The organism is Burkholderia sp. 9777_1386 (assembly GCF_015712265.1).
Taxonomy (GTDB): Bacteria; Pseudomonadota; Gammaproteobacteria; order Burkholderiales; family Burkholderiaceae; genus Burkholderia; species Burkholderia cenocepacia.
Map to the genome: position 1 here is coordinate 1 of NZ_JACCQB010000042.1, position 21,266 is coordinate 21,266.

At 67.5% G+C, this 21,266-nt stretch carries 17 protein-coding genes; 7 read left to right on the plus strand and 10 right to left on the minus strand.

The window, feature by feature from the left end; genetic code table 11:
* Positions 1 to 182 precede the first annotated feature (182 nt).
* Positions 183 to 1,670, minus strand: coding sequence for a sigma-54 interaction domain-containing protein (locus H0X91_RS25670; protein ID WP_006494351.1), 1,488 nt, complete (start codon positions 1,668 to 1,670; stop codon positions 183 to 185).
* A 316-nt stretch (positions 1,671 to 1,986) separates the two neighbouring features.
* Here H0X91_RS25670 and H0X91_RS25675 point away from each other — a divergent pair, with 316 nt between their 5' ends.
* Positions 1,987 to 3,390, plus strand: a complete 1,404-nt coding sequence (locus H0X91_RS25675; RefSeq protein WP_006490148.1) for a GntP family permease — start codon at positions 1,987 to 1,989, stop codon at positions 3,388 to 3,390.
* Positions 3,391 to 3,733: 343 nt separating this feature from the next.
* A complete protein-coding gene (locus tag H0X91_RS25680; RefSeq protein WP_006490126.1) occupies positions 3,734 to 3,985 on the plus strand; it encodes a DUF4148 domain-containing protein in 252 nt (83 codons plus the stop codon).
* Between the two features lie 39 nt (positions 3,986 to 4,024).
* On the opposite strand, the gene H0X91_RS25685 is transcribed toward H0X91_RS25680, so the two are convergent.
* Both H0X91_RS25685 and H0X91_RS25690 read right to left on the minus strand, forming a co-directional pair.
* A complete protein-coding gene (locus H0X91_RS25685; protein WP_196433468.1) occupies positions 4,025 to 5,620 on the minus strand; it encodes a thioredoxin family protein in 1,596 nt (531 codons plus the stop codon).
* Positions 5,621 to 5,879: 259 nt separating this feature from the next.
* Entirely contained in the window at positions 5,880 to 6,380 is a 501-nt protein-coding gene (locus tag H0X91_RS25690) for a GNAT family N-acetyltransferase (RefSeq protein ID WP_196433469.1), read from the minus strand.
* 580 nt (positions 6,381 to 6,960) lie between these two features.
* On the opposite strand from H0X91_RS25690, the gene H0X91_RS25695 reads away from it, so the two are divergent.
* The 3 genes from H0X91_RS25695 (at position 6,961) to H0X91_RS25705 (ending at position 10,969) form a co-directional block, all read left to right on the plus strand.
* Positions 6,961 to 9,276: a phosphocholine-specific phospholipase C gene (locus H0X91_RS25695; protein WP_196433470.1), complete on the plus strand. Its 2,316-nt coding sequence runs from the start codon at positions 6,961 to 6,963 to the stop codon at positions 9,274 to 9,276.
* A 276-nt stretch (positions 9,277 to 9,552) separates the two neighbouring features.
* Entirely contained in the window at positions 9,553 to 9,822 is a 270-nt protein-coding gene (locus H0X91_RS25700; protein ID WP_012493620.1) for a hypothetical protein, read from the plus strand.
* Positions 9,823 to 9,976: 154 nt separating this feature from the next.
* Positions 9,977 to 10,969 (plus strand): DedA family protein/thiosulfate sulfurtransferase GlpE, encoded by a 993-nt coding sequence (locus H0X91_RS25705; RefSeq protein ID WP_006490157.1) that lies wholly within the window; start codon positions 9,977 to 9,979, stop codon positions 10,967 to 10,969.
* A 61-nt stretch (positions 10,970 to 11,030) separates the two neighbouring features.
* Here H0X91_RS25705 and H0X91_RS25710 read toward each other — a convergent pair whose 3' ends face one another.
* From H0X91_RS25710 to H0X91_RS25740, 7 genes are all read right to left on the minus strand, one after another.
* Positions 11,031 to 12,497 (minus strand): OprD family porin, encoded by a 1,467-nt coding sequence (locus tag H0X91_RS25710; protein WP_034178623.1) that lies wholly within the window; start codon positions 12,495 to 12,497, stop codon positions 11,031 to 11,033.
* 165 nt (positions 12,498 to 12,662) lie between these two features.
* Positions 12,663 to 13,682 (minus strand): ABC transporter ATP-binding protein, encoded by a 1,020-nt coding sequence (locus H0X91_RS25715; RefSeq protein ID WP_006490168.1) that lies wholly within the window; start codon positions 13,680 to 13,682, stop codon positions 12,663 to 12,665.
* Positions 13,679 to 14,671: an ABC transporter ATP-binding protein gene (locus tag H0X91_RS25720; protein ID WP_034203161.1), complete on the minus strand. Its 993-nt coding sequence runs from the start codon at positions 14,669 to 14,671 to the stop codon at positions 13,679 to 13,681. Before H0X91_RS25720 ends, H0X91_RS25715 begins: the two co-directional genes overlap by 4 nt.
* A 2-nt stretch (positions 14,672 to 14,673) precedes the next feature.
* Positions 14,674 to 15,576 (minus strand): ABC transporter permease, encoded by a 903-nt coding sequence (locus H0X91_RS25725; protein WP_006490122.1) that lies wholly within the window; start codon positions 15,574 to 15,576, stop codon positions 14,674 to 14,676.
* Between the two features lie 13 nt (positions 15,577 to 15,589).
* Complete coding sequence (locus H0X91_RS25730; RefSeq protein ID WP_006490137.1) at positions 15,590 to 16,528, minus strand: ABC transporter permease subunit; 939 nt, start codon at positions 16,526 to 16,528, stop codon at positions 15,590 to 15,592.
* Positions 16,529 to 16,539: 11 nt separating this feature from the next.
* A complete protein-coding gene (locus H0X91_RS25735; RefSeq protein ID WP_058902421.1) occupies positions 16,540 to 18,153 on the minus strand; it encodes a peptide ABC transporter substrate-binding protein in 1,614 nt (537 codons plus the stop codon).
* A gap of 179 nt (positions 18,154 to 18,332) precedes the next feature.
* The gene (locus H0X91_RS25740; protein ID WP_006490124.1) at positions 18,333 to 18,911 is read right to left on the minus strand and encodes a cupin domain-containing protein; all 579 of its coding nucleotides are present in this window, start codon (positions 18,909 to 18,911) and stop codon (positions 18,333 to 18,335) included.
* A gap of 496 nt (positions 18,912 to 19,407) precedes the next feature.
* Here H0X91_RS25740 and H0X91_RS25745 point away from each other — a divergent pair, with 496 nt between their 5' ends.
* Positions 19,408 to 20,928, plus strand: a complete 1,521-nt coding sequence (locus H0X91_RS25745) for a peptide MFS transporter (RefSeq protein WP_006490183.1) — start codon at positions 19,408 to 19,410, stop codon at positions 20,926 to 20,928.
* Between the two features lie 120 nt (positions 20,929 to 21,048).
* Entirely contained in the window at positions 21,049 to 21,255 is a 207-nt protein-coding gene (locus H0X91_RS25750) for a hypothetical protein (protein WP_006490170.1), read from the plus strand.
* The last annotated feature ends 11 nt before the right edge of the window (positions 21,256 to 21,266 follow it).

Here is a 21,266-nt window from a genome sequence, read left to right on the forward strand (position 1 = left end):
CTGTTCATCGTGGATCCTCCGGTTGCCGGGAAATGCGTGCATTTTCCACTTGGGCACATCGATGCCGTTGGCCCGTGAGGGTCCACCCCTTTTTCTGCTCTCACGTTCACGGGTGGGACGCGTTCATTTCAATTCTCCTGTTCGATGCGTTACATCGGGCCGCATCGGCATCGCCGATCGGCCTATCGGTCGATGCCGAGCGCCGCCAGTTTCTTGTACAGCGTCGCGCGACCGATGCCGATGCGCGCGGCCGCTTCGACGACCTTCCCGTCACAGGCCGCGAGTGCGTCGGTCAGGAACTGACGCTCCCACGCCGCCAGCGCATCGGCATACGAGGCGGCCGGCGCACCGGATGCCGTCGACGCATCGTCCGCGCGCTGTTCGGCCGGCACCGCGCCACCCTGCTGCGCCGGCGCCGCGCCGTCCGGCGAGATCCGCACCGGCCCGAGAAACGGCGCGAGCGCGCGCGCATCGATCACCGAACGGTCCGACAGCATCAGCGCGCGTTCGAGCGTATTGCGCAACTCGCGCACGTTGCCGGGCCACGGATACGCGCACAGCATCCGCAGCGCATCGTCGGTCAGCTCGCAGTGCGCGGCGCGTCCGTGCTGGGCGGCCAGCTCCTCGAGCGTCGCATAAACCAGCGCCGCGATGTCGGATGCGCGTTCGCGCAGCGGCGGTGCATGGATCGTCAGCACGTTCAGCCGGTAATAGAGATCCGCGCGAAAACGCCCGGCCGTCACCAGCGCCGGCAGGTCGGCCGACGTGGCGGCGATGATGCGCACGTCCGCGCGCACGATCCGGTTCGAGCCGACCGGCTCGAACTCCTTGTCCTGCAGCACGCGCAGCAGCTTGCCCTGCAACGGCAGCGGCATGTCGCCGATCTCGTCGAGAAACAGCGTGCCGCGATCGGCCAGCTCGAACTTGCCGACGCGTCCCTTCCGATCGGCACCGGTGTACGCGCCCGGCGCCGCGCCGAAGAATTCGGTTTCGAGCAGCGTGTCGGGAATCGCGGCGACGTTGACGGTCACGAGCGGCTGGAGCGCACGCGCCGACGCCGCGTGAATCGCATGGGCGAGCAACTCCTTGCCGGTGCCCGTCTCGCCGAGCAGCAGCACCGGCGAATCGACTTGCGCCGCGCGGCGCGCCTGGCGCTTGGTCTCGAGGCTCGCGGCACTCGTGCCGACGAAGCTCGCGAACGTGTATTTCGCGCGGCGCGCCTGGGCGAGCGAGCGCTGCGTCGCGATCAGTTGCTGCTGAAGCTGCGCGTAGCGGGAAAAAATCGGCGTGAGCGTCTTCAACTGGTCGAACAGCGCGAAGCCGATCGCGCCGACCGTCTCGCCGGCTTCGTTCTTCAACGGCAGGCGCGTGACGACGAGCGGCTCGCGGCCCGTCTCCATGATGTCGAGCAGGATCGGCTGCCCGGTCGACACCACCTCCCGCATCAGGCTGTTCGGGATCACGGCCTCGCAGTCGAGGCCGACGGCCTGCTGCGGATCGGCGAAACCGAAGCGCGCCGCGTAACGCTCGTTCATCCACACGACGCGCGCGTCGCGATCGACGACCACCGTGCCCGCACTCGAATCCTCGAAAGTCCGGAACAGCGACTCGGCGGCGCGCCGCAGCACGTCGCCGTAGTTGACGGGCAGGCGCGCCCAGTCGTTCATCATCGTGTCTTCGTCTCCGTGTATCGTCGACCGGATGTCTCCGGAACGAGACGGATTATCTCACTATGGAGACACGTCGCAATGCGTTGTCCGGGAATGCCCTGCACGATTTCGAGGGGTGACCGGATGGCCGAAACGTCTCCGGATGGAGACGTTTTATGTAGAATCGTCAGACTTGCGCCGGCGCGGGCCCGCCGGCCGCCGGCGGGCCCATGTCCGGCGGCGCAATCCGGTCGATGGCACGAAACCTGCACGAACCTGAGCCGGTCCGCGGCGCGTCGCGCGATCGAACAACAACCAAAGCCATTAGGAGACTCCCTTGTCTTTCGTGATCGTCCTCGCCGCGCTGGCGTTCCTGATGTTCGCCGCGTATCGCGGCTACAGCGTGATCCTGTTCGCGCCGATCGCCGCGCTCGGCGCGGTGCTCCTGACCGAACCCGCCGCCGTCGCACCGGTCTTCTCCGGCATCTTCATGGAGAAGATGGTCGGCTTCGTCAAACTGTACTTCCCGGTCTTCATGCTCGGCGCCGTGTTCGGCAAGGTGATCGAACTGTCCGGGTTCTCCGAATCGATCGTCCATGCGGCGATCCGCTACATCGGCCGCTCGCGCGCGAATGCGGTGATCGTCGCGGTGTGCGCGCTGCTCACCTATGGCGGTGTCTCGCTGTTCGTCGTGGTGTTCGCGGTCTATCCGTTCGCGGCCGAACTCTATCGCCAGAGCAACATCCCGAAACGACTGATGCCCGGCGCGATCGCCCTCGGCGCGTTCTCGTTCACGATGGATTCGCTGCCCGGCACGCCGCAGATCCAGAACATCATCCCGACCACGTTCTTCAAGACGACCGCCTGGGCCGCGCCCGCGCTCGGTACGATCGGCTCGCTGTTCATCATCGTCGTCGGCCTCACGTATCTCGAATGGCGCCGCCGTTCGGCGATGGCGAAGGGCGAAGGCTACGGCACGTCGCTCGTCAACGAGCCGGAACGCGTCGAGGCGAAGGCGCTGCCCCATCCCGCGCTGGCGATCCTGCCGCTGATCCTCGTCGGCGTGTCGAACTTCGCGTTCACGAAGCTGATCCCGCAGTGGTACGGCGCCGCGTCGTACACGGTCGCGCCGGACGTGCTGCCCGGCGTGCATGCGCCGGTCACGACGTCGATCAAGACCGTCGTCGCGATCTGGTCGGTCGAGGCTGCGCTGCTGCTCGGTATCGTGCTGGTCGTGCTGACGGCATTCAAGCGTGTCAGCGACCGCTTCGCGGCCGGCTCCAAGGCCGCCGTCGCCGGCGCGCTGCTCGCCGCGATGAACACCGCGTCGGAATACGGCTTCGGCGGCGTGATCGCCGCGCTGCCGGGCTTCCTCGTCGTCAGCGATGCGTTGAAGAGCATCCCGAACCCGCTCGTCAACGCTGCCGTGTCGGTCAGCTCGCTCGCCGGCATCACGGGCTCGGCGTCCGGCGGCATGAGCATCGCGCTCGCCGCGATGTCGGACCTGTTCATCAAGGGCGCACAGGCGGCCAACATCCCGATGGACGTACTGCACCGGGTCGTCGCGATGGCGAGCGGCGGCATGGACACGCTCCCGCACAACGGCGCGGTCATCACGCTGCTCGCGGTCACGGGCCTCACGCACCGCGAGTCGTATCGCGACATCTTCGCTGTCACCGTCATCAAGACGCTCGCGGTGTTCTTCGTGATCGCCGTCTACTACGCCACGGGGCTCGTGTAAGCCCTGGCATCGAGGCGGCGTTCGTCCGTCGCCGTCCGCATCGCGCTTCAGGATCGGACCGCATGCGCACCGGAACGGATTCCGGAATGCGCATCCGGTCCGATTTCATTTCCCTGCCCGGCGAATCAGGCCCAATCCACGCCACCGTGCCCGCGCGCGTGGGGCCGCCCGGCCGCATTGCGCGGCCCTGCCGCCATCCGCCGATTGTTGCCGAGAGCAAAACACTGCGTTGGGCGCGATCGCATTTTTCACATCTCCGCCCGGGCCTACACTGGTTTCAACGTCGCCTGGCGCTTCGACGAACGAAGCGCTGCGATTCACCGGAATCGTGGAGGTCCCGATCATGAAGCGCCTGATCCCTGCCGTCGCCATCGCCCTGGCCGTCTCGGCCCCGTTTGCCGCGCAAGCCCAGTCGAACCAGCCGCTCACGCGCGCGCAGGTCCACGCCGAAGTCAAGGCGCTCAAGCAGGCCGGCTTCCAGTCGAGCGACTGGTTCTATCCGGCCAGCATCATGTCCGCCGAAGCGAAGATCGCCCGCCAGCACGACGCCGGATACGGCAGCGACCGCGGCGCGTCGTCGCAGTCGGGCCGGTAACGGAACGTCCGGCCCGCTCGACGATGCGCTCGCGCGTCGTTACGCCTTCACGGGCTGGATCAGCTTCGCGCACGCCGCCGCCTGCGGATCGCCGGCCGGCAGCTTCCCGCACACACCGTCGAACTGCTTGACGACCGACCTGACCGACGCGTCGTGCGCGCCGCTGCCGCGCCAGCGGTTCAACTGCGTGACGACCTTGGTCAGCGCGCGCAGGTTCGCGCCGTAGAACGCGTCGCGGGTCTTGTCGGCCTGCGCGAGCACACTGGCGGCAATTCCTTCGATGCGCGCCGCATCGTTCGGCGCCAGCTCCACCGCATTCGCGAAGTAAGTCGCGCCCCAGCGCAGCTTCGTCGCCGGCCCGTTCGCCGCGTCGTACGCCTTGCGATACCAGTCGAGCGCCGCCGCCTTGTCGCCGCGCGCCTTCGCGTTCGCGGCCAGCCCCGACATGAAATAGTACGGCGTGGACGAACGCGGCAGCTCGGCCTTCAGCAACGCATCCGATTCGTCGTACAGGCCGGCGTCGGTCAGCGTGTCCGCGCCTTCGCTGACGAGCGCCTGCCGCTCGTACGCGTTCGCCGCGCCCTGCACCGACGCGGCGATCTGGTTGCGCGCGGTGTCGGCCAGCGCCGGTGCCGCAGCCGGCGTGCCCTTGCGCGCATCGCCGCGCGCGAGCAACACGCGGCCGTGCAGCGCCATCAGCCGGTCGATCGACGACAGCGTGGTGTCGGTCGACAGGCGCGCCAGCGCCGTGTCGTACGCGCCGCGCAATTTCGTGCGCTGCGCGTCGTCGCCGCCGAGATACGCCACCACGCGCGCAGGGGCCGCGACCAGCACGTCCGAATCGGCCCGCGACAGCGCGGCATCGTGCAGCACCGTGCGCAGCGAATCGGCCAGCGCGGCCTTGTCGAGCGCACCGGCCTGCGTCGGGTCGTCCGAGGCGGCGACCACCGCCGACTTCAGCGCGAAGCGCGCCGCTTCGGCTTTCGCCCCGGCCGCCCGCGCGCGTTGCGCGAGCGACTGCAGCGTCTGCGCGACGCGATCGGCCGGCACCGGCAGCGCACCGTCGGTATCCCATGAATAGTCGGCCAGCAGGCGCCATTCGTCCGGCGTCAGCGACGCGCCGTTCTTCAGCGCCATCGCGAGCGTCTGCCGCACCGGGTGCGCGGCCGTCATCCCGAGCGACAGCGCCTGCATGTAGCGGTCGAGATCGGCTTCGCCCGGCAGCCGCGTCACTTCGGTGCCGTCGGGGCGGAACAGGATCATCGTCGGATAGCCGTGCACCTTGAAACGCTCGCCGAGCTTCTGCGCGCTCTCGGTATCGCCGTCGAGATACACGGGCACGAAGAACGACGAGCGCGTCTTGAAGGCCTGCTGACTGAAGATCGTCGACTTCACCTGGTTGCACGACGGACACCATACCGCGCCCCAGTACAGCAGCAGCGGCTTGCCCTCGCGCTTCGCGAGCGCGAATGCGGCGTCGACGTCGCCGTGTTGCCACGCGATGCCGGGCGGCAGATGCGCACCGTCGGGCGATGCGTTCGCCACCGGGGCGCCCGCGGGCGCGGCAGCGGCAAGCGCCGCACCGGCGGCGGCGAACAGGCAGGCGGCGGTGAGATTGCGAAGAACGGTTTTCATCGAAGCGGGTTCCGTTGAACAAGACGGTTTCAGGGAGATGCCGCGCACGCAACGAGGGCCGTGAAGCGATGACGACGAGGCCGGCCGACCTGCAGCGCCGCGCATGCATCGATACGGAAAAGCGAAGCCGGCCGCGGCGACCGGCAAATCGTTCGACGATACGACGGGTACAGCCGAAGGAAAACGAACGAATTCTCGATTGAATATGACGCGCGGCATCGCGGCCGCGTGTGCCGTCACGTCCGCAGCGGCCGGCCCTTCACGGCCGCGCCTTGAGCCGGGCCATGTGATACACGGACGCATGCACGCCGTCGCGCAACGCGTAATCCGGCGATTCGCCCTCGATGCGGAAACCGTGTTTCTCGTAGAGCGCGATCGCCGCGCGGTTGTCGGTAAACACGGTCAGCTCGAGACGCGTGATGTTCAGCCAGTTCTCCGCGAGATCGATCGCGGCCGCGAGCAACCGACCGCCGATGCCGCGCCCGTGACGCGCCGCGTCGACCATCATGCCGAGCGCCGCCGCGTGGCGCCGGCGCGGATTCGGCTCGAGATGCAGACCGAGATGGCCGACCACCGTGCCGTCGATTTCGGCGACGAGGCTCACGCCGTGCTCGCGCACGTTGTCGAGCCGCTTCCGCCATTTTTCGAGCGACGGAAACGGCTGCTGCAACGTATTCATGTACACCGCGGGATGCGCGGCGATCTGCCGGATCGCGTCGACGTCGTGCGTCTCGCTGTGCCGGATCGTGATATCGGTCATGGGTGGGCCGGTTCCGAAAAGTCGCGCCGAACGCGCGGACTGCGCAGGCACGCAGCAACGCATTGAGCTTAGCCGATTTCACGCATTTGAAACACGGGTGTCACGCCGTTGCACGTCAGGTTGCATCCGCAACCAAGGGCGCTCGCGCGATCCGCGCCCATCCGGAAAATTCTGACCGGTCACGCGTGCGGCGATCGGTAATTTCTTACCGTTTTCGATCTCGCATCGCGCTCGAACGAATCGTTGCGCACGCAACGTCGCATGCGCGACATGCGATGTCATTTCTTCATCACGCCTGCGTCATGTCGCGTCCCTAGACTGGGCGCTGCCCCAGCCCGGCATGCGCCGGCCCGGTGTGTGCCGACTCCTGCTCCGCGCATCACGAGCGCACGGCGCGCAGGATCGCGACGGCGGCCGCGGCAGCCGCGCGACGTCGCGCATCGGGCGATGCGCGCACCGCCGCAACAGGCGTCCGATGCGCCCAACGCGCACGCATCGCCGGTCGTTCCGGCGCGAGACGACGCCCGGGCACCGCCAGACGAACGCACGAACGCTCCCACCCTCACAGGATCCGAACGCCATGACGTCACGCCGCAAATTCCTTCAGCAAACCGCCGGTTCCGGCCTCGCCGCCGCCGCGCTGTCCGCGTTTCCGCCAAGCATCCGCCGCGCGCTCGCGATTCCCGCCTTCCACGAAACGGGGACCATCCAGGACGTCAAGCACGTCGTGCTGCTGATGATGGAGAACCGTGCGTTCGACAGCTACTTCGGCACGTTCAAGGGCGTGCGCGGCTACGGCGACCGCTTCGCGGTGCCGTCGCCGAACGGCCGCGACGTGTTCTACCAGGCGTACACGAAGGCGACGCCCGCCGCGACCGTGACGCCGTATCACCTCGACGCGCGCCAGGGCAACGCGCAGCGCGCGGGCGGCACGCCGCACACGTGGGCCGATGCGCAGGCCGCGTGGGACCACGGCCGGATGAACCGCTGGCCCGACGCGAAGACGCCGCTGTCGATGGGCTACTACGACGCGGCCGAGGTGCCGTTCCAGCGCGCGCTCGCCGATGCGTTCACGCTGTGCGACCACTACCACTGCGGGATGCACACGGGCACGATCGCGAACCGCCTGTTCTACTGGAGCGGCACCAACGGCCCGAACGGCATCAGCCCGGCCGACGGCAACCGCGTGAAGATCGCCGCGCTGAACAACCAGTTCAACGGCGGCAACGACATCGGCCCGTCGAGCCAGGGCTGGACCTGGACGACCTATGCCGACCGGCTGCAACAGGCCGGCGTGAACTGGAAGGTCTACCAGAGCCTGATCGACAACTTCGGCTGCAACGAGATGATGAGCTTCCGCCACTGGCGCGCGGCGATCGAGCAGATGCCGGCCGCGCGCCGGCCCACGTACGTCGCGTCGACCGACATCACGCAGCCGGTGACGGCGGCCGGCGCGTTCTACGATCCGGCGATCGACGACCCGCTGAGCCCGCTCGCGAAGGGCTTCGGCAACACGATGCCGTACGGCTTTCTCGAGACGTTCCGCGACGACATCCGCAACGGCAAGCTGCCGGAAGTGTCGTGGATCATCCCGCCGTCCGCGTACAGCGAACACCCGGGGCCGTCGAGCCCCGCGCAGGGCGGCTGGTACGTGCAGGCCGTGCTCGACGCGCTGACGGCGAACCCGGAGGTCTGGAGCAAGACCGTGCTGCTGGTCAACTACGACGAGAACGACGGTTTCTTCGACCACATGCCGTCGCCGGCCGTGCCGTCGCGCAACCCCGACGGCACGCTCGCGGGCGGCCATACGCTGTCGGCCGCCGACGTCGCGGTCGAATACCACGACTTCACGCCGGCCACGTCGAGCCAGCCGGCCGTCGACGGCCGTCCGTACGGCCCGGGCCCGCGCGTGCCGATGTGGATCGTGTCGCCGTGGAGCCGCGGCGGCTGGGTCAACTCGCAGGTGTTCGACCACACGTCGACGCTGCGCTTCCTCGAGAAGCGCTTCGGCGTCGCGGAGCCGCAGATCAGCGCGTACCGCCGCGCGGTGTGCGGCGACCTGACGAGCGCGTTCAACTTCCGCACGCCGAACAACGAGCCGCTGCCGACGCTCGCGGGCCGTACGACGAAAAGCCAGGTCGACGCGCTGAGCGCCGCGCAGCAAACCGCGCCGAAGATCGTGCCGCCCGCCACGCCCGCGCTGCCGACGCAGGCGACCGGCGTGCGCCCGTCGCGCGCGTTGCCGTACGAACTGCACGCGAGCGCGCGCACCGATGCCGGCGCCGGCACGGTCACGCTGAAGTTCGCGAACACCGGCCATGCCGCCGCCGTGTTTCACGTCTACGACAAGCTGCACCTCGACCGGCTGCCGCAGCGCTACGTCGTCGAGCCGGGCAAGACGCTGCACGGCGACTGGGCCGCGCGCGCCGACAATGGCGGCAAATATGACCTGTGGGTGCTCGGCCCGAACGGCTATCACCGCCGCTTCACCGGCGACCTGAGCCGTCTGGCCGGCGCGCGTGCGCCGCACCCCGAAGTGCGCGTCGGCTATGCGGGCGCGAGCGGCAACCTCCATCTGCGGCTGCGCAACGACGGCGGCGGCGCGGTGCGCTTCACGGTGAAATCGAACCAGGTCTACGGGCTGCTGTCCGGGCACGGCGGAAACGACGACCGCGGCAACGGTCATGGCCACGGCACCGGCACCACCTGGACCGTCACGGTGCGCGCCGGCGACCAGTCCGAGTTGCACTGGAAACTCGACTCGACCGGCCATTGGTACGACTTCATCGTCACCGCCGACAGCGACGCGAGCTTCTCGCGCCGCGTGGCCGGCCGCGTGGAAACCGGCCGCCACTCGGTGAGCGACCCGGCAATGGGGCTCGCCGACCGCTTCTGACGCCGCCGCGGCGACGCGCGGCGCAGCGCGTGTCGCCACCCGCGCCGGCGTAGCCGCGAACGCCGGTCGGGCACCGGTTTCACCCGGTGCCCGATCCGGCTGAGACGCCCGCCCGGCGCGGCTCAAACATCAGAGGGATCGGTGGTGCAGCCCTCATTTCACCCCCACGAAAATGCTCCGTGTCGCGGCCCGTTCGCGTTAAACTGCGTCAAGCCGTATTCAACAAAGACATCTTTGCCGCTCCGGCATCCACGACACGATACGAGGATAGGTTCGATGCGCACTACCGGCTCATCCGGGGCAATGACCCTGCTCACCGAACACGACCCGGCCGACGGCCGCGAACTGCGCTCGCTCCGGCTCGAAGCGACCGGCGACGGCAAGAGCGTGCTGCTGATCGAGATCGACGAACGCAAGCCCGGCATCCATCGCGAGGTCCGCTACGAGATCACGCCGGCCGAACTGATCGCGGCGATCCGCTCGCACGGCGCCGAGTTGCCCGGCGAAAACCATGGCGCCGCCTCGCTCGCCCGCACGCCTTCCTGATTCCGGACGGTGAGCCGCGTGCCACGCGCCGGCTCACCGACATCCCCCTGCCGCCGTCAGGCGCTTTCCGTCATTCCCGCCGCTGCCTTGAAAAAGGCCGATAATCGGCCCATCTGCATTTCCTGCCCACGCGTTTCCTTTTCGGCCAGCCGTCATGCTCCGTGACCTCGTCGCCCAGTACGGGCCGCTTCTCGTGTTCGCCAACGTGCTCGCGGCGGCTATCGGCCTGCCGGTGCCCGCGATGCCGACGCTCGTGCTGTTCGGCGCGATGTCCGCGATGCATCCGGCGATGATCGGCTCGCAGCTCGTGACGGTCGTGGCGCTGTCCGTGCTCGGCGCACTGATCGGCGACACGGTCTGGTACGTCGCCGGGCGGCGTTACGGCGGCACGACGCTGAAGACGATCTGCCGGCTGTCGCTGTCGCGCGATACCTGCGTGAAAAAGACCGAGCGCTTCTTCGGCCGCTACGGCGTGCGCGTGCTCGCGGTCGCGCGCTTCATTCCGGGGTTGTCGCTGGTGTCGGTGCCGATGGCCGGTGCGCTCGGCACGCGCTACCGCACGTTCGCCGGCTACGACGCGCTCGGCGCCGCGCTGTGGACGATCGTCGGGCTGATGGCCGGCCTCGTGTTCTACCGGCAGATCGACTGGCTGTTCGCCGGCGCGAGCCGCCTCGGCCGTGCGGTGCTGCTGGTGATCGTCGCGCTGCTCGCCGTCTATGCGGCCGTGCGGTGGATGCGCCGCCGCGCGCTGATCCGCCAGCTCGCGAACGCGCGGATCGGCGTCGACGAGCTCGACGTGCTGCTGCGCGACACTGCCGCCCCGGTGGTGCTCGACGTCCGCTCGCCCGAGCACCGCAAGCTCGACCCGTTCACGATTCCCGGTGCACAGTTCGCCGACGAGCGCCAGATCGGCGACATCGTCGCGCGCTATCCGCTCACGCAGAAGTTCGTCGTCTATTGCTCGTGCCCGAACGAAGTGACGGCCGCGCTGATGGCGAAGCGCCTGCTCGATGCAGGCTTCACCGATGCGCTCGCGCTGCGCGGCGGCCTCGACGCATGGCGCGACACGGGCCGCCAGCTCACGTCGCTCGTGGAAGAAACACCCGCCGCGAACGATGCCGTAGCGGGATGGCACAAGCCGGCCTGATCGCACCGATCGCGGGCCGGCCGCACCGGGTCCGGACAGGGGGCGTTGCGCCCCCTTCGCATCAGAACGCGTGCAGCGGCAGGTTCACGACCAGACGGTATTCCTTGTTGGTCGCGTCCGAGTAGTGGGACGAGCCGTTGTGCCACATCGCGATGAACGTGACCTTCGTGTCCTTCAGCTTGCCGCTCTGGAACGTGTACGACGGGATGAAGCCGAACTCGTGGTGACGGCCCTGCACCGGCGCGCCGTTGCTCCAGTAGATGCTCGACTTGCTCGGGTCGTTCGCCGCACCCGCGCTGCCGTCCGCGCCCCAGCCCGTCACGCCCCACACCATCGCCTTGAAGCCCGGCAGGCCCGCTTCCTTGCCGTAGAACGTGTAACGCAGCTGCAGCGACTTTTCGTGCGGCGCGTTGTAGTCGACGTCCATCGAGTTGGTCAGGAAGATGCCGTTCGTTTCGTTCAGGTAGTCGAAGAACTGGTCGCCGAGCACCTGCTGGAAGCCGAGCAGCAGCTCGTGCGGGCCGTGCTGCGCGGCCACCGACAGGCTGTACGCGTTGTTGTTGATCTTGCCCTGCAGCGCATCGCCCGTGTCGTGCGTCGAGTAGACGTTGCCGAAGCCGGTCCACTTGATCGTCTGCGGGCTGCCGATGCTGTGCTTCACCGACGCGTAGTACTGGTGCCACACGTCGTCGGCCTGGTTCGCGTACAGCGCGACTTCGCCGTTCGGCGAGTAGTCCCACGTGCCGCCGACGTAGGTCAGGCGATTGACGCGCGTGCCGCCGTATTGCGTCGTCAGGTTGGTGAGCGTCGTATGACCGCGCGCGTCGGTCTTCGTGAAGCTGCCGGCCTCGAGCATCACGTTCTTGAATTCATTGCTGACGATCGTCGCGCCGAGGAACGTCGGCGGCAGCGCACGGTTGTCGTGCTGCTCCATGAACGGGTTGTCGACGGCCTGCAGACCGTACTTGACCACCGTGTTCGAGATGCGCGCCTTCACGTCGTAGATGCCCGGGTACGCCCATGCAAGCTGGTTCGACCCGCCGCCGCCCTTCGCCACGTGCACCATGTTGCCGGCGCCCGCGCCGCCGTCGAGTTTCAGGCCCGCGTACAGCGACGCGTCCACGCCGAAGCCGATCAGGCCCGCCGTATAGCCGGACTCGAAGTTCGCCATCACGCCCTGGACCCACGCATGGCGGTGCGGCCCGCCCTTGTTGTCGAGGATGTCCGAATAGTTGCGGAACAGGAAGTCGAGATGGCTGTCGGCGATGAAGCCCTTCGATTTCGACTGCGCCGACGGCTCGTCGGGCGGCGTGACGGCCTGGGTCGCCTCGGCGTTGACAATGGCGTTCTGGGTCGGCGCCTGCGCAACGGCCGTGCCCGTACCGGCGGCCGGTGCGGCCTGCGCGACCGTCAGCGGCACTGCGTCGTCCGCGTGCGCGACACCCGTCAGCGAGACGCCGGCGAGCGCCGGCAGTCCCCATGCAAGCAGCATCTTCGATGCCGTCCCGATCGTCTTCTGCTTTTTCATCATCATTCTCGTCTTGTGTTGATATCGTCCACGCCGGTTGCGATCCGCTTCCAGCCCCCCGGCGAGCCCGGCTAAGGACGCGCCTGTACCCGCGGCGCGAAGATCGTTCGCGCCGCACCTACCCCTGTTGACCTGCCTTGGTTATGTTTGCTGCGTCACTTCACATCACGCCGCGCCCGCGCGGATGCACGCGACGCGCGCCGCCGAGCCGTGCCGTACTTCCGGCAGCGGCACGTCCTGCGCGCACGCGTCGATCGCGACCGGGCAGCGCGTGCGGAACGCGCAGCCGGACGGCGGGTTGAGCGGCGAGGGCATCTCGCCCGCCAGCAGCATCGGACGGCGAGCACGCTCGCGCGCCGGCTCCGGCGTCGGCGCCGCATCGAGCAGCGCCTTCGTGTACGGGTGTTGCGGCACGCCGTACACGTCCTGCCGCGTGCCGAACTCCATCACGCGGCCGAGATACATCACGAGCACGCGCTGGCTGATGGCCTTCACCACCGCCAGGTCGTGCGCGACGAACAGATAGGACAACGACAGTTCACGCTGAAGATCGCGCAGCAGGTTCACGATCTGCGCCTGGATCGACACGTCGAGCGCCGATACGGGTTCGTCGCAGATCACGAGCTTCGGCTCGCCGATCAGCGCACGCGCGATGCCGACGCGCTGGCACTGCCCGCCGGAAAATTCATGCGGATAACGCAGCAGGTGATGCGCGTTCAGGCCGACGCGTTCGAGCATCGTGACCACGCGGCGGCGCACTTCGGTGCGGCCGAGGCCGGCGTGATGCGTGACGAGCGGTTCCGCGACGACCTGCTCGATCGTCATGCGCGGGTCGAGCGACGCGAGCGGATCCTGGAAGATCATCTGCACTTCGCGCCGCATCGCGGTGCCGCGCAGGTGATCGGGCGCGACGGCCTGGCCGCGCCATTTCACGGTGCCGGCCGTCATCGGCACGAGGCCGATCAGCGCGCGTGCGAGCGTCGACTTCCCGCAGCCCGATTCGCCGACGAGCCCGACCGTCTCGCCGCGCTTCACGTCGAACGACACACCGTCGACTGCGCGCAGCGTGCCCTTCGGCGACCACGGATAGCCGCCGAGCGGCACGCGGAAATGCACCTTCAAGTTCTCGACGGACAGCAGCGTGTCGTCCGTCGCGCCGGCTGGGCGGCGTTCATCGACGCTCATCGCAGACCTCCCGTCAGATCGGCCACCGGGCGGTGGCACGCGCGCACCGCGCCCGCGGCGCCATAGGTTTCGAGCGCCGGGCGCGCGGCGCCGCAGCGTTCTTCCGCATACGTGCAACGCTTCGCGAACGCGCAGCCGGCCGGCGCGGTGCCGGGCATCGGCGGGTTGCCGGGAATCGCGACGAGCGGCGCATCGTCCGCATCGGTCAGCCGCGGCAACGCGTTGAGCAGGCCGATCGTGTACGGATGCGACGGCGCCGCGAAAATCGAGTCGGCCGGCGCGTATTCGACGGTGCGGCCCGCGTACATGACCATCACGTCGTCCGCGAGGCCGGCGACCACGCCCATGTCGTGCGTGATCAGCACGATCGCGGTGCCGCGCTCGCGGTTCAGCTCGCGCAGCAGGTCGATGATCTGCGCCTGCACGGTCACGTCGAGCGCGGTGGTCGGCTCGTCGGCGATCAGGATTTCCGGCTCGGACAGCAGCGCCATCGCGATCATCACGCGCTGCCGCATGCCGCCCGAGAACTCGTGCGGATACATGCGGATGCGGCGCGCCGCGTCGGGAATGCGCACCGATTCGAGCGCGTCGATCGCGCGCTTCGTGGCTTCCTTGCGCGACAGCTTGCGATGCAGCTGCAGCGTCTCGGTCATCTGCCGCTCGATCGTCAGGAACGGATTGAGCGACGTCATCGGATCCTGGAAGATCATCGCGATGCGGTCGCCGCGCACGGCGTTCAATGCGCGCGTATCCATCTCGAGCAGGTTGTCGCCGCGGTAGCGCGCGGTGCCGGTCGTCGTGCCGTTGCCGGCCAGCAGGCCGAGCAGCGCCATCACGGTCTGGCTCTTGCCCGAGCCCGATTCGCCGACGATGCCGAGCGTCTTGCCGGCTTCGAGCGAGAACGACACGCCGTTCACGGCGTCGATCGGCGGCGCATCCTTGCGCGTGAAGCGCACGCCGAGATTTTCCACTTCCAATAGAGCTGCCATCTTCAGCGATCCTTCGGGTCGAGCGCGTCACGCAGGCCGTCGCCGACGAAGTTCACGCAGTAGAGCGTCACGCACAGCATGACGGCCGGGGCCAGCAGCAGCCACGGCATCGATTCCAGTTTCTGCGCGCCGTCCTGGATCAGCACGCCCCAGCTCGTCATCGGTTCCTGCACGCCGAGGCCGAGGAACGACAGCACCGATTCGGTCAGCACGATGTTCGGCACCGAGACCGTCGCGTACACGACGACCACGCCGAGCAGGTTCGGCACGACGTGGCGCAGCACGATCGACCCCGGCGACACGCCGATCGCGCGCGCCGCGTCGACGAACTCGCGATTGCGCAGCGACAGCGTCTGGCCGCGCACGACGCGCGCCATGTCGATCCACGAGAACGCGCTGATGGTCAGCACGACCAGCATGAACGAGCGGCCGAACAGGGTCATCATCAGGATCGCGATCAGCAGGTACGGGATCGCGTACATCATGTCGACGACGCGCATCATCACGGAGTCGACGCGGCCGCCCGCGAAGCCCGCGGTCGCGCCCCACGCGACGCCGAACAGGCCCGACACGAGCGTGCCGAGCAGGCCGACCTCGATCGAGACGCGGCCGCCGATCAGCGTGCGCACGAGCAGGTCGCGGCCGAGCTCGTCGGTGCCGAACCAGTGCTGGTTCGCCCAGGTCGGCGGCAGGCTGATCGCGCCCCAGTCGCTCGCGGCGGGATCGGCCGCGAGCAGCCACGGGCCGACGAAGCACGCGAGCGTGATCAGCGCGAGCAGCACGAGGCTGAACACGGCCGCGCGGTTGTGAAGGAAGCGCGCGAACGCCAGCTCGAGCGGCGAGCGCGAACGCGGCGGCGAATCGGTCTGCACGGGCAGGCCGACGACGGGAGTGGTCGGAGTCATCGCTGTGCCTCGCTCAATAACGGATGCGCGGATCGAGCCACGCGTACGCGAGGTCGACCAGCAGGTTGAACAGCACCGCGCAGACGGTCGTCAGCACGACGAGGCCGAGCACCAGCGTGTAGTCGCGGTTGATCGCGCCGTTCACGACGAGCTGCCCGAGGCCCGGCAGCGCGAACACCGATTCGGTGACGACGGCCGCCGTGATCGACGTGATGCAGACCGTGCCGAACAGCGACACGACCGGCATCAGCGCGGGCTTCAGCGCATGACGCAGCACGATCGTCGAGCCCGGCAGGCCCTTCGCCCGCGCGGTGCGGATGTAGTTGCTCGACAGCGTCTCGATCATCGAGCCGCGCATCACGCGCGCGAGCAGCGACACGTTGATGAAGGTCAGCAGCACGATCGGCAGCAGCCGGTATTGCCAGCCGCCGTCGCCCCAGCCACCGGCCGGCAGCCAGCCGTTGCCGGCCGACGTCTTCAGCAGGATCGCGAAGATCCACACGAGCACCGGCCCGAGCACGAACGGCGGCACGACGTTGCCGAAGTTGCCGATCAGCATCACGAAGCGGTCGATCACGCTGTCGCGGCGCACGGCCGCGACGGTGCCGAGCAGCACGCCGAGCACGATCGAGACCGGGATCGATACGCCGCCCACGCCGAGGCTCACCGGCAGCGCCTTCTTCACGAGATCGTTCACCGACCAGTCGACGTAACGGAACGACGGGCCGAGATCGCCGTGCAGCAGCGAGCCGAGATACAGCAGGTACTGCTTCCACAGCGGCTCGTCGAGGTGGTATTTCGCGTTCAGGTTCGCGAGCGTCGCGGCGGACAGCTGCTTCTCCGTATCGAACGGGCCGCCGGGCGTGAAATGCAGCAGCAGGTAGCAGACGGTGATGACCGCGAGGATCGTCGGCACCGCCCACAACGTGCGCCTCAATGCATAGGCCAGCATGATCGCTCCGCTCAGTGCTTGATCAGGTACAGGTCCTGCGAAGCACGCATGTCGATCACGTTCTTCAGCGAATAGCCGCCCACGTAGGGCTTCACGAGACGATCGGCCGAATACTGGAACAGCGGCACCATCGGCGTGTCCTTCATCGCCATGTCGTGCGCCTGCGTGAGCAGCGCGGTGCGCGCCTGGTCGTCGAGCTTCTGGTTGCCTTCGTCGACGAGCGCGTCCATCTGCTTGTTGCAGTAGCCGACGGTGTTCTGCGAGCTGCCGCAGCGGATCAGGTCGAAGAAGGTCATCGCGTCGTTGTAGTCGGCGAACCAGCCGTCGCGCGCGATCTGCACCTTGCCGTCATGCCGCTGCTTCATCAGCACCTTGAACTCGACGTTCTCGAGCTTCGTGGTGATGCCGAGCTTGGTGCGCCATTCCGATGCGGTGAACAGCGCGACCTTCTTGTGCAGGTCGTTGGTGTTGTACGTGAGCGTGAACGACAGCGGCTTCGCGTCCGAGTAGCCAGCCTGCTTCAGCAGGTCCTTCGCGGTCGCGATGCGCTTGGCCATCGGCCACGACGCCCATTCCGGCGTGAACGGCTGCACGCCCTTCGTGCCGTTCGGCATCAGCCCATACATCGGCTTCTCGCCGGCCTGCGTGAGCTTCGACGTCAGCACGTCGCGATCGATCACCATCGACAGCGCCTGGCGCACGCGCTTGTCCTTCAGCGCCGCGTCGCTGTTGTTCAGGTAGTAGTAATAGGTCGCGAGCTGCAGGCCCGGGCGCAGTTCGGCGCCGAACTGCTTGCTGACCTGCTGGAAGATGCCCGACGGGATCGAGTAGCTGTAGTCGATCTGGCCGGCCTGGTACATGCGCATCGCGGTTTCGTCGCTTTCGATCGGCAGGTACGTGACCTTGTTGATCACGACCTTCGACGCGTTCCAGTACTTCGCGTCCTTCGTCGCCACGATGCGGTTGTTCGGCTGCCAGTCGACGAGCTGGTACGCGCCGTTGCTGACGATGTTGCCCGGGCGCGTCCATGCGTCACCGAACTTCGCGACCACGTCCTTGTTCACCGGCGCGAGCGGCGCCATCGCGGTCAGTTCGGGGAAGAACGCGACGGGCACGTCGGTCGTCACCTCGAGCGTGTACGGATCGACGGCGCGCACGCCGAGCGTCGACGGCGCGGCCTTGCCCGCGATGATGTCCTTCGAGTTCTTGATGAACTCGACGAGGATCGTGTATTTCGAGCCCGTCTTCGGATCGACGAGGCGCTGCCACGAATAGACGAAATCGGCGGCCGTCACCGGCTGGCCGTTGCTCCACTTCGCGTCGTGGCGAAGCTTGAAGATCCACGTCTGCGGCGTCTTGCGTTCCCACGACAGCGCGACGCCCGGCACGACCTGGCCGGCCGCATCGATGCGCGCGAGCCCTTCGAACAGGTCGAGGCCGATCGTGTTGCCGGTCCACGATTCGATGTGCGCGGGGTCGAGCGACTCGACTTCGGCGGGCACCTGTCGCGTCAGGTCCTGTTGCGGAGCGAGCGTGACGTTGGACGGAACGGTCACGGCGTGGGCGACGGGCGCCGTCAGGGCGAGCGCGGCCAGCACGGCCGACATGGCATGCAAGGATTTCATCGTGGCAGTCTTGAGAAGGTGTGTTCGGTGAGCGTCGCGCGGCGGATGCCGCGGCTTACGCGTGAGACGCTGACGGGTGCAGCGATTGAGGAGGCCCGTGGTTCTCGTATTGCATGTTAGTATTCCTTACATTTCTTTCGACAGGCATCCCGTCGAAGAAACGAAGGAATACCTGTGCGTTAGAACAGCCTCGGTGTCCCGACCCAGACCACCACCGACTCGATCTTCGCGGTGTTGACCCAGCTGTGCGGGACCGTCGACTGATAGTGCGAACTGTCACCGGCCTGCAGGACGAACGTCTTGCCTTCCAGCGTCAGCGACACTTCCCCTTCAATCACGTACAGGAACTCCTCTCCTGCATGTGTCGTCACCTCGGACCGTTTCTGCCCCGGCGGCATCCTCACGAGGATCGCCTCCAGCTGGCGCCCTTCGGACACGTTCGTCAGCCTCGCGAACAGGTTCGTCGAATCGGCGAACCCGAAGAAGCGCAACTGATCGCCTCGGCAGACCGAGCGTTCTTCACTCGGCGTATCCACGAAGTACTGCACCGTCACACCGAGCGCGTGGGCGATACCGGCCAGCGACGTCAGTGACGGCGACGCGAGCCCGCGCTCGACTTGAGACAGAAACGGCTTCGAAATCCCCGCGGCGGTAGCGGTGTCGTCGAGCGTGCGCTTCAGACGTTGGCGCAACGCGCGAATCTTGCTGCCGAGTGCGACAGCGTCTGCCGATCGCGAGTTTTCAGTGGGGGGAACCATAGCAGGCCGAAAAGTGATCGTCAAAAAATGTTTGATGGAAAGTAACTAAGTTAATTAGAGATAGCTTAATCTTCGGGTTCGTACACGTCTTCGGTGTTGAGCCTGGTGCACTAAACAGGGCACGAAGCGAACGAAACGACGCGCTATCTTGCCAGACTCGCCGGCTTCACAGGCAAGCTGCAAGCGGCTCTCCGGGAATCTTCGGAGGACCTGCGCCAATGCTTACAACTAGATGATGAGACGAATGTTGCTGAAAGCTGCTGCCACATCGGGAGTTTCCCTAGGTAGCGCCCACCTGTCGCACCGGACCGGCACCCGCTACCATGCGCGCGCCGGTCGGGGACCTTCCCCGCCCCATCAGGCGGTGTCCGACCCCGGCCCGGGCTAACCGCCCGACTGTTCCATCGCCTGCACAAGCCTATCCGGCCGATTGTGCACCGGCGCCAGTTCGACCCAAGACGACGCGTGATCCGTGCCGTCCGTTTCAACGAGATTGATGATGCATTCACCTGTTTCCCAAACCCGATCGTTTACGACGGTCTTCCTCATCGAAATGTGGGAGCGCTTCGGCTACTACGGCATGGCCGCGCTCCTGGTCCTCTTCATGGTCGACCGGCTCGGCTTCACCGACAGCCACGCGAACCTGACCTGGGGTGCGTTCACCGCACTCGTCTACGCCGCGCCGTCGATCGGCGGCTGGATCGGCGACAAGGTGCTCGGCGCCCGCCGCACGATGATCATCGGCGCGTCGGTGCTGTGCGCCGGCTACCTGATGCTCGCGGTGCCGAACGATCACCTGACGTACATGTATGCGTCGCTCGGCGTGATCGTCGTCGGCAACGGCCTGTTCAAGGCCAACGCGGCGAACCTCGTGCGCCGCATCTACGAAGGCGACGACGCGCGCATCGACAGCGCGTTCACGATCTACTACATGGCGGTCAACATCGGCTCGACGGTGTCGATGCTCGCGACGCCGTGGATCAAGGATCACTGGGGCTGGCACACCGCGTTCGCGGTCTGCTGCGGCGGCATGCTGCTCGCGATCCTCAACTTCATGCTGATGCACCGCACGCTCGCGCACGTCGGCTCGCAGCCGGACGACGAGCCGATCCGCTGGAAGCGCCTCGGCGCGGTCGCGGCCGGCGGCGTCGGGCTCGCGCTGATCACGCTGTACGTGCTGCAGCACAAGCAGCTCGCGGTCGCGAGCGTGTGGACGGCGGCATTCGCGATCCTCGCGATCTTCGCGTACATGATCGCGAAGTCGGAGCGCTCGGAGCGCGCGGGCCTGATCGCGGCGCTCGTGCTGATCGGCCAGGTGATCCTGTTCTTCATCTTCTACGTGCAGATGTCGACGTCGTTGACGCTGTTCGCGCTGCGCAACGTCGATCCGCGCTTCATGCTGTTCGGCACGACGCTGTTCACGTGGAGCGCCGCGCAGTTCCAGGCGCTGAACCCGATCTGGATCATGCTGCTGAGCCCGGTGCTCGTGTGGGTCTACAACGCCGTCGCGAAGGGCGGCCGCGACCTGCCGGTCGCGGCGAAGTACGCGCTCGGTTTCGGCGCGGTCGCCGCCGGCTACCTGGTGTTCACGATCAGCGGCCGCTACGCGGTCGACGGCCGCGTGTCGTCGTGGTTCATGGTGTGGGGCTACGGCCTGTACTCGCTCGGCGAGCTGCTGGTGAGCGGCCTCGGCCTCGCGATGATCGCCCGCTACGTGCCGGCGCGCATGAGCGGCTTCATGATGGGCGCGTATTTCGTCGCGACGGGCGTGTCGCAGTATCTGGGCAGCGTCGTCGCGAACTTCGCGCAGATGCCGTCGCACGAACTGCCGGCCACCGAATCGCTGCCGCTCTACCTGTCGCTGTTCGAGAAGCTCGGCTGGCTCGCCGCGATCGGCATGCTGCTCGCGCTGCTGCTGCTGCCGCTGATGAACCGCCTGTCGCGCCAGCATCAGCGCTGCACCGACGAGCGCCGCGAAGAAGCGCTGCAGGCGCAGGCCGCCACCGCCGCGCAGTAAGGACTATCCCTCGGCGTGCGGCTCGCACGCCACATTCTCCCGCCAGACACGCGAACGCGTCCTACACTGGTTGCAGGCAACGCATCCGCTTCGCGCGATGCGCACTGGCGGGAGAACACGATGAAAAGCAAGACGACGCGGCTTTTGAGGATTCTGTCGGACATCCGGCACGCGCAGCGCTGCACCGCGATGCGCGCCGCCCGGGCCGCGGCCGAAGCCGATGCGGTCCTCGCGGAGCGCGACGACCCGGCGCAGGACGAACGCGAAGACGCCGAATCCGACGACGCATCCGCCACGCCCCGCTCCCGTATCGGCTCACCTCACTGACGCCGCGCGGC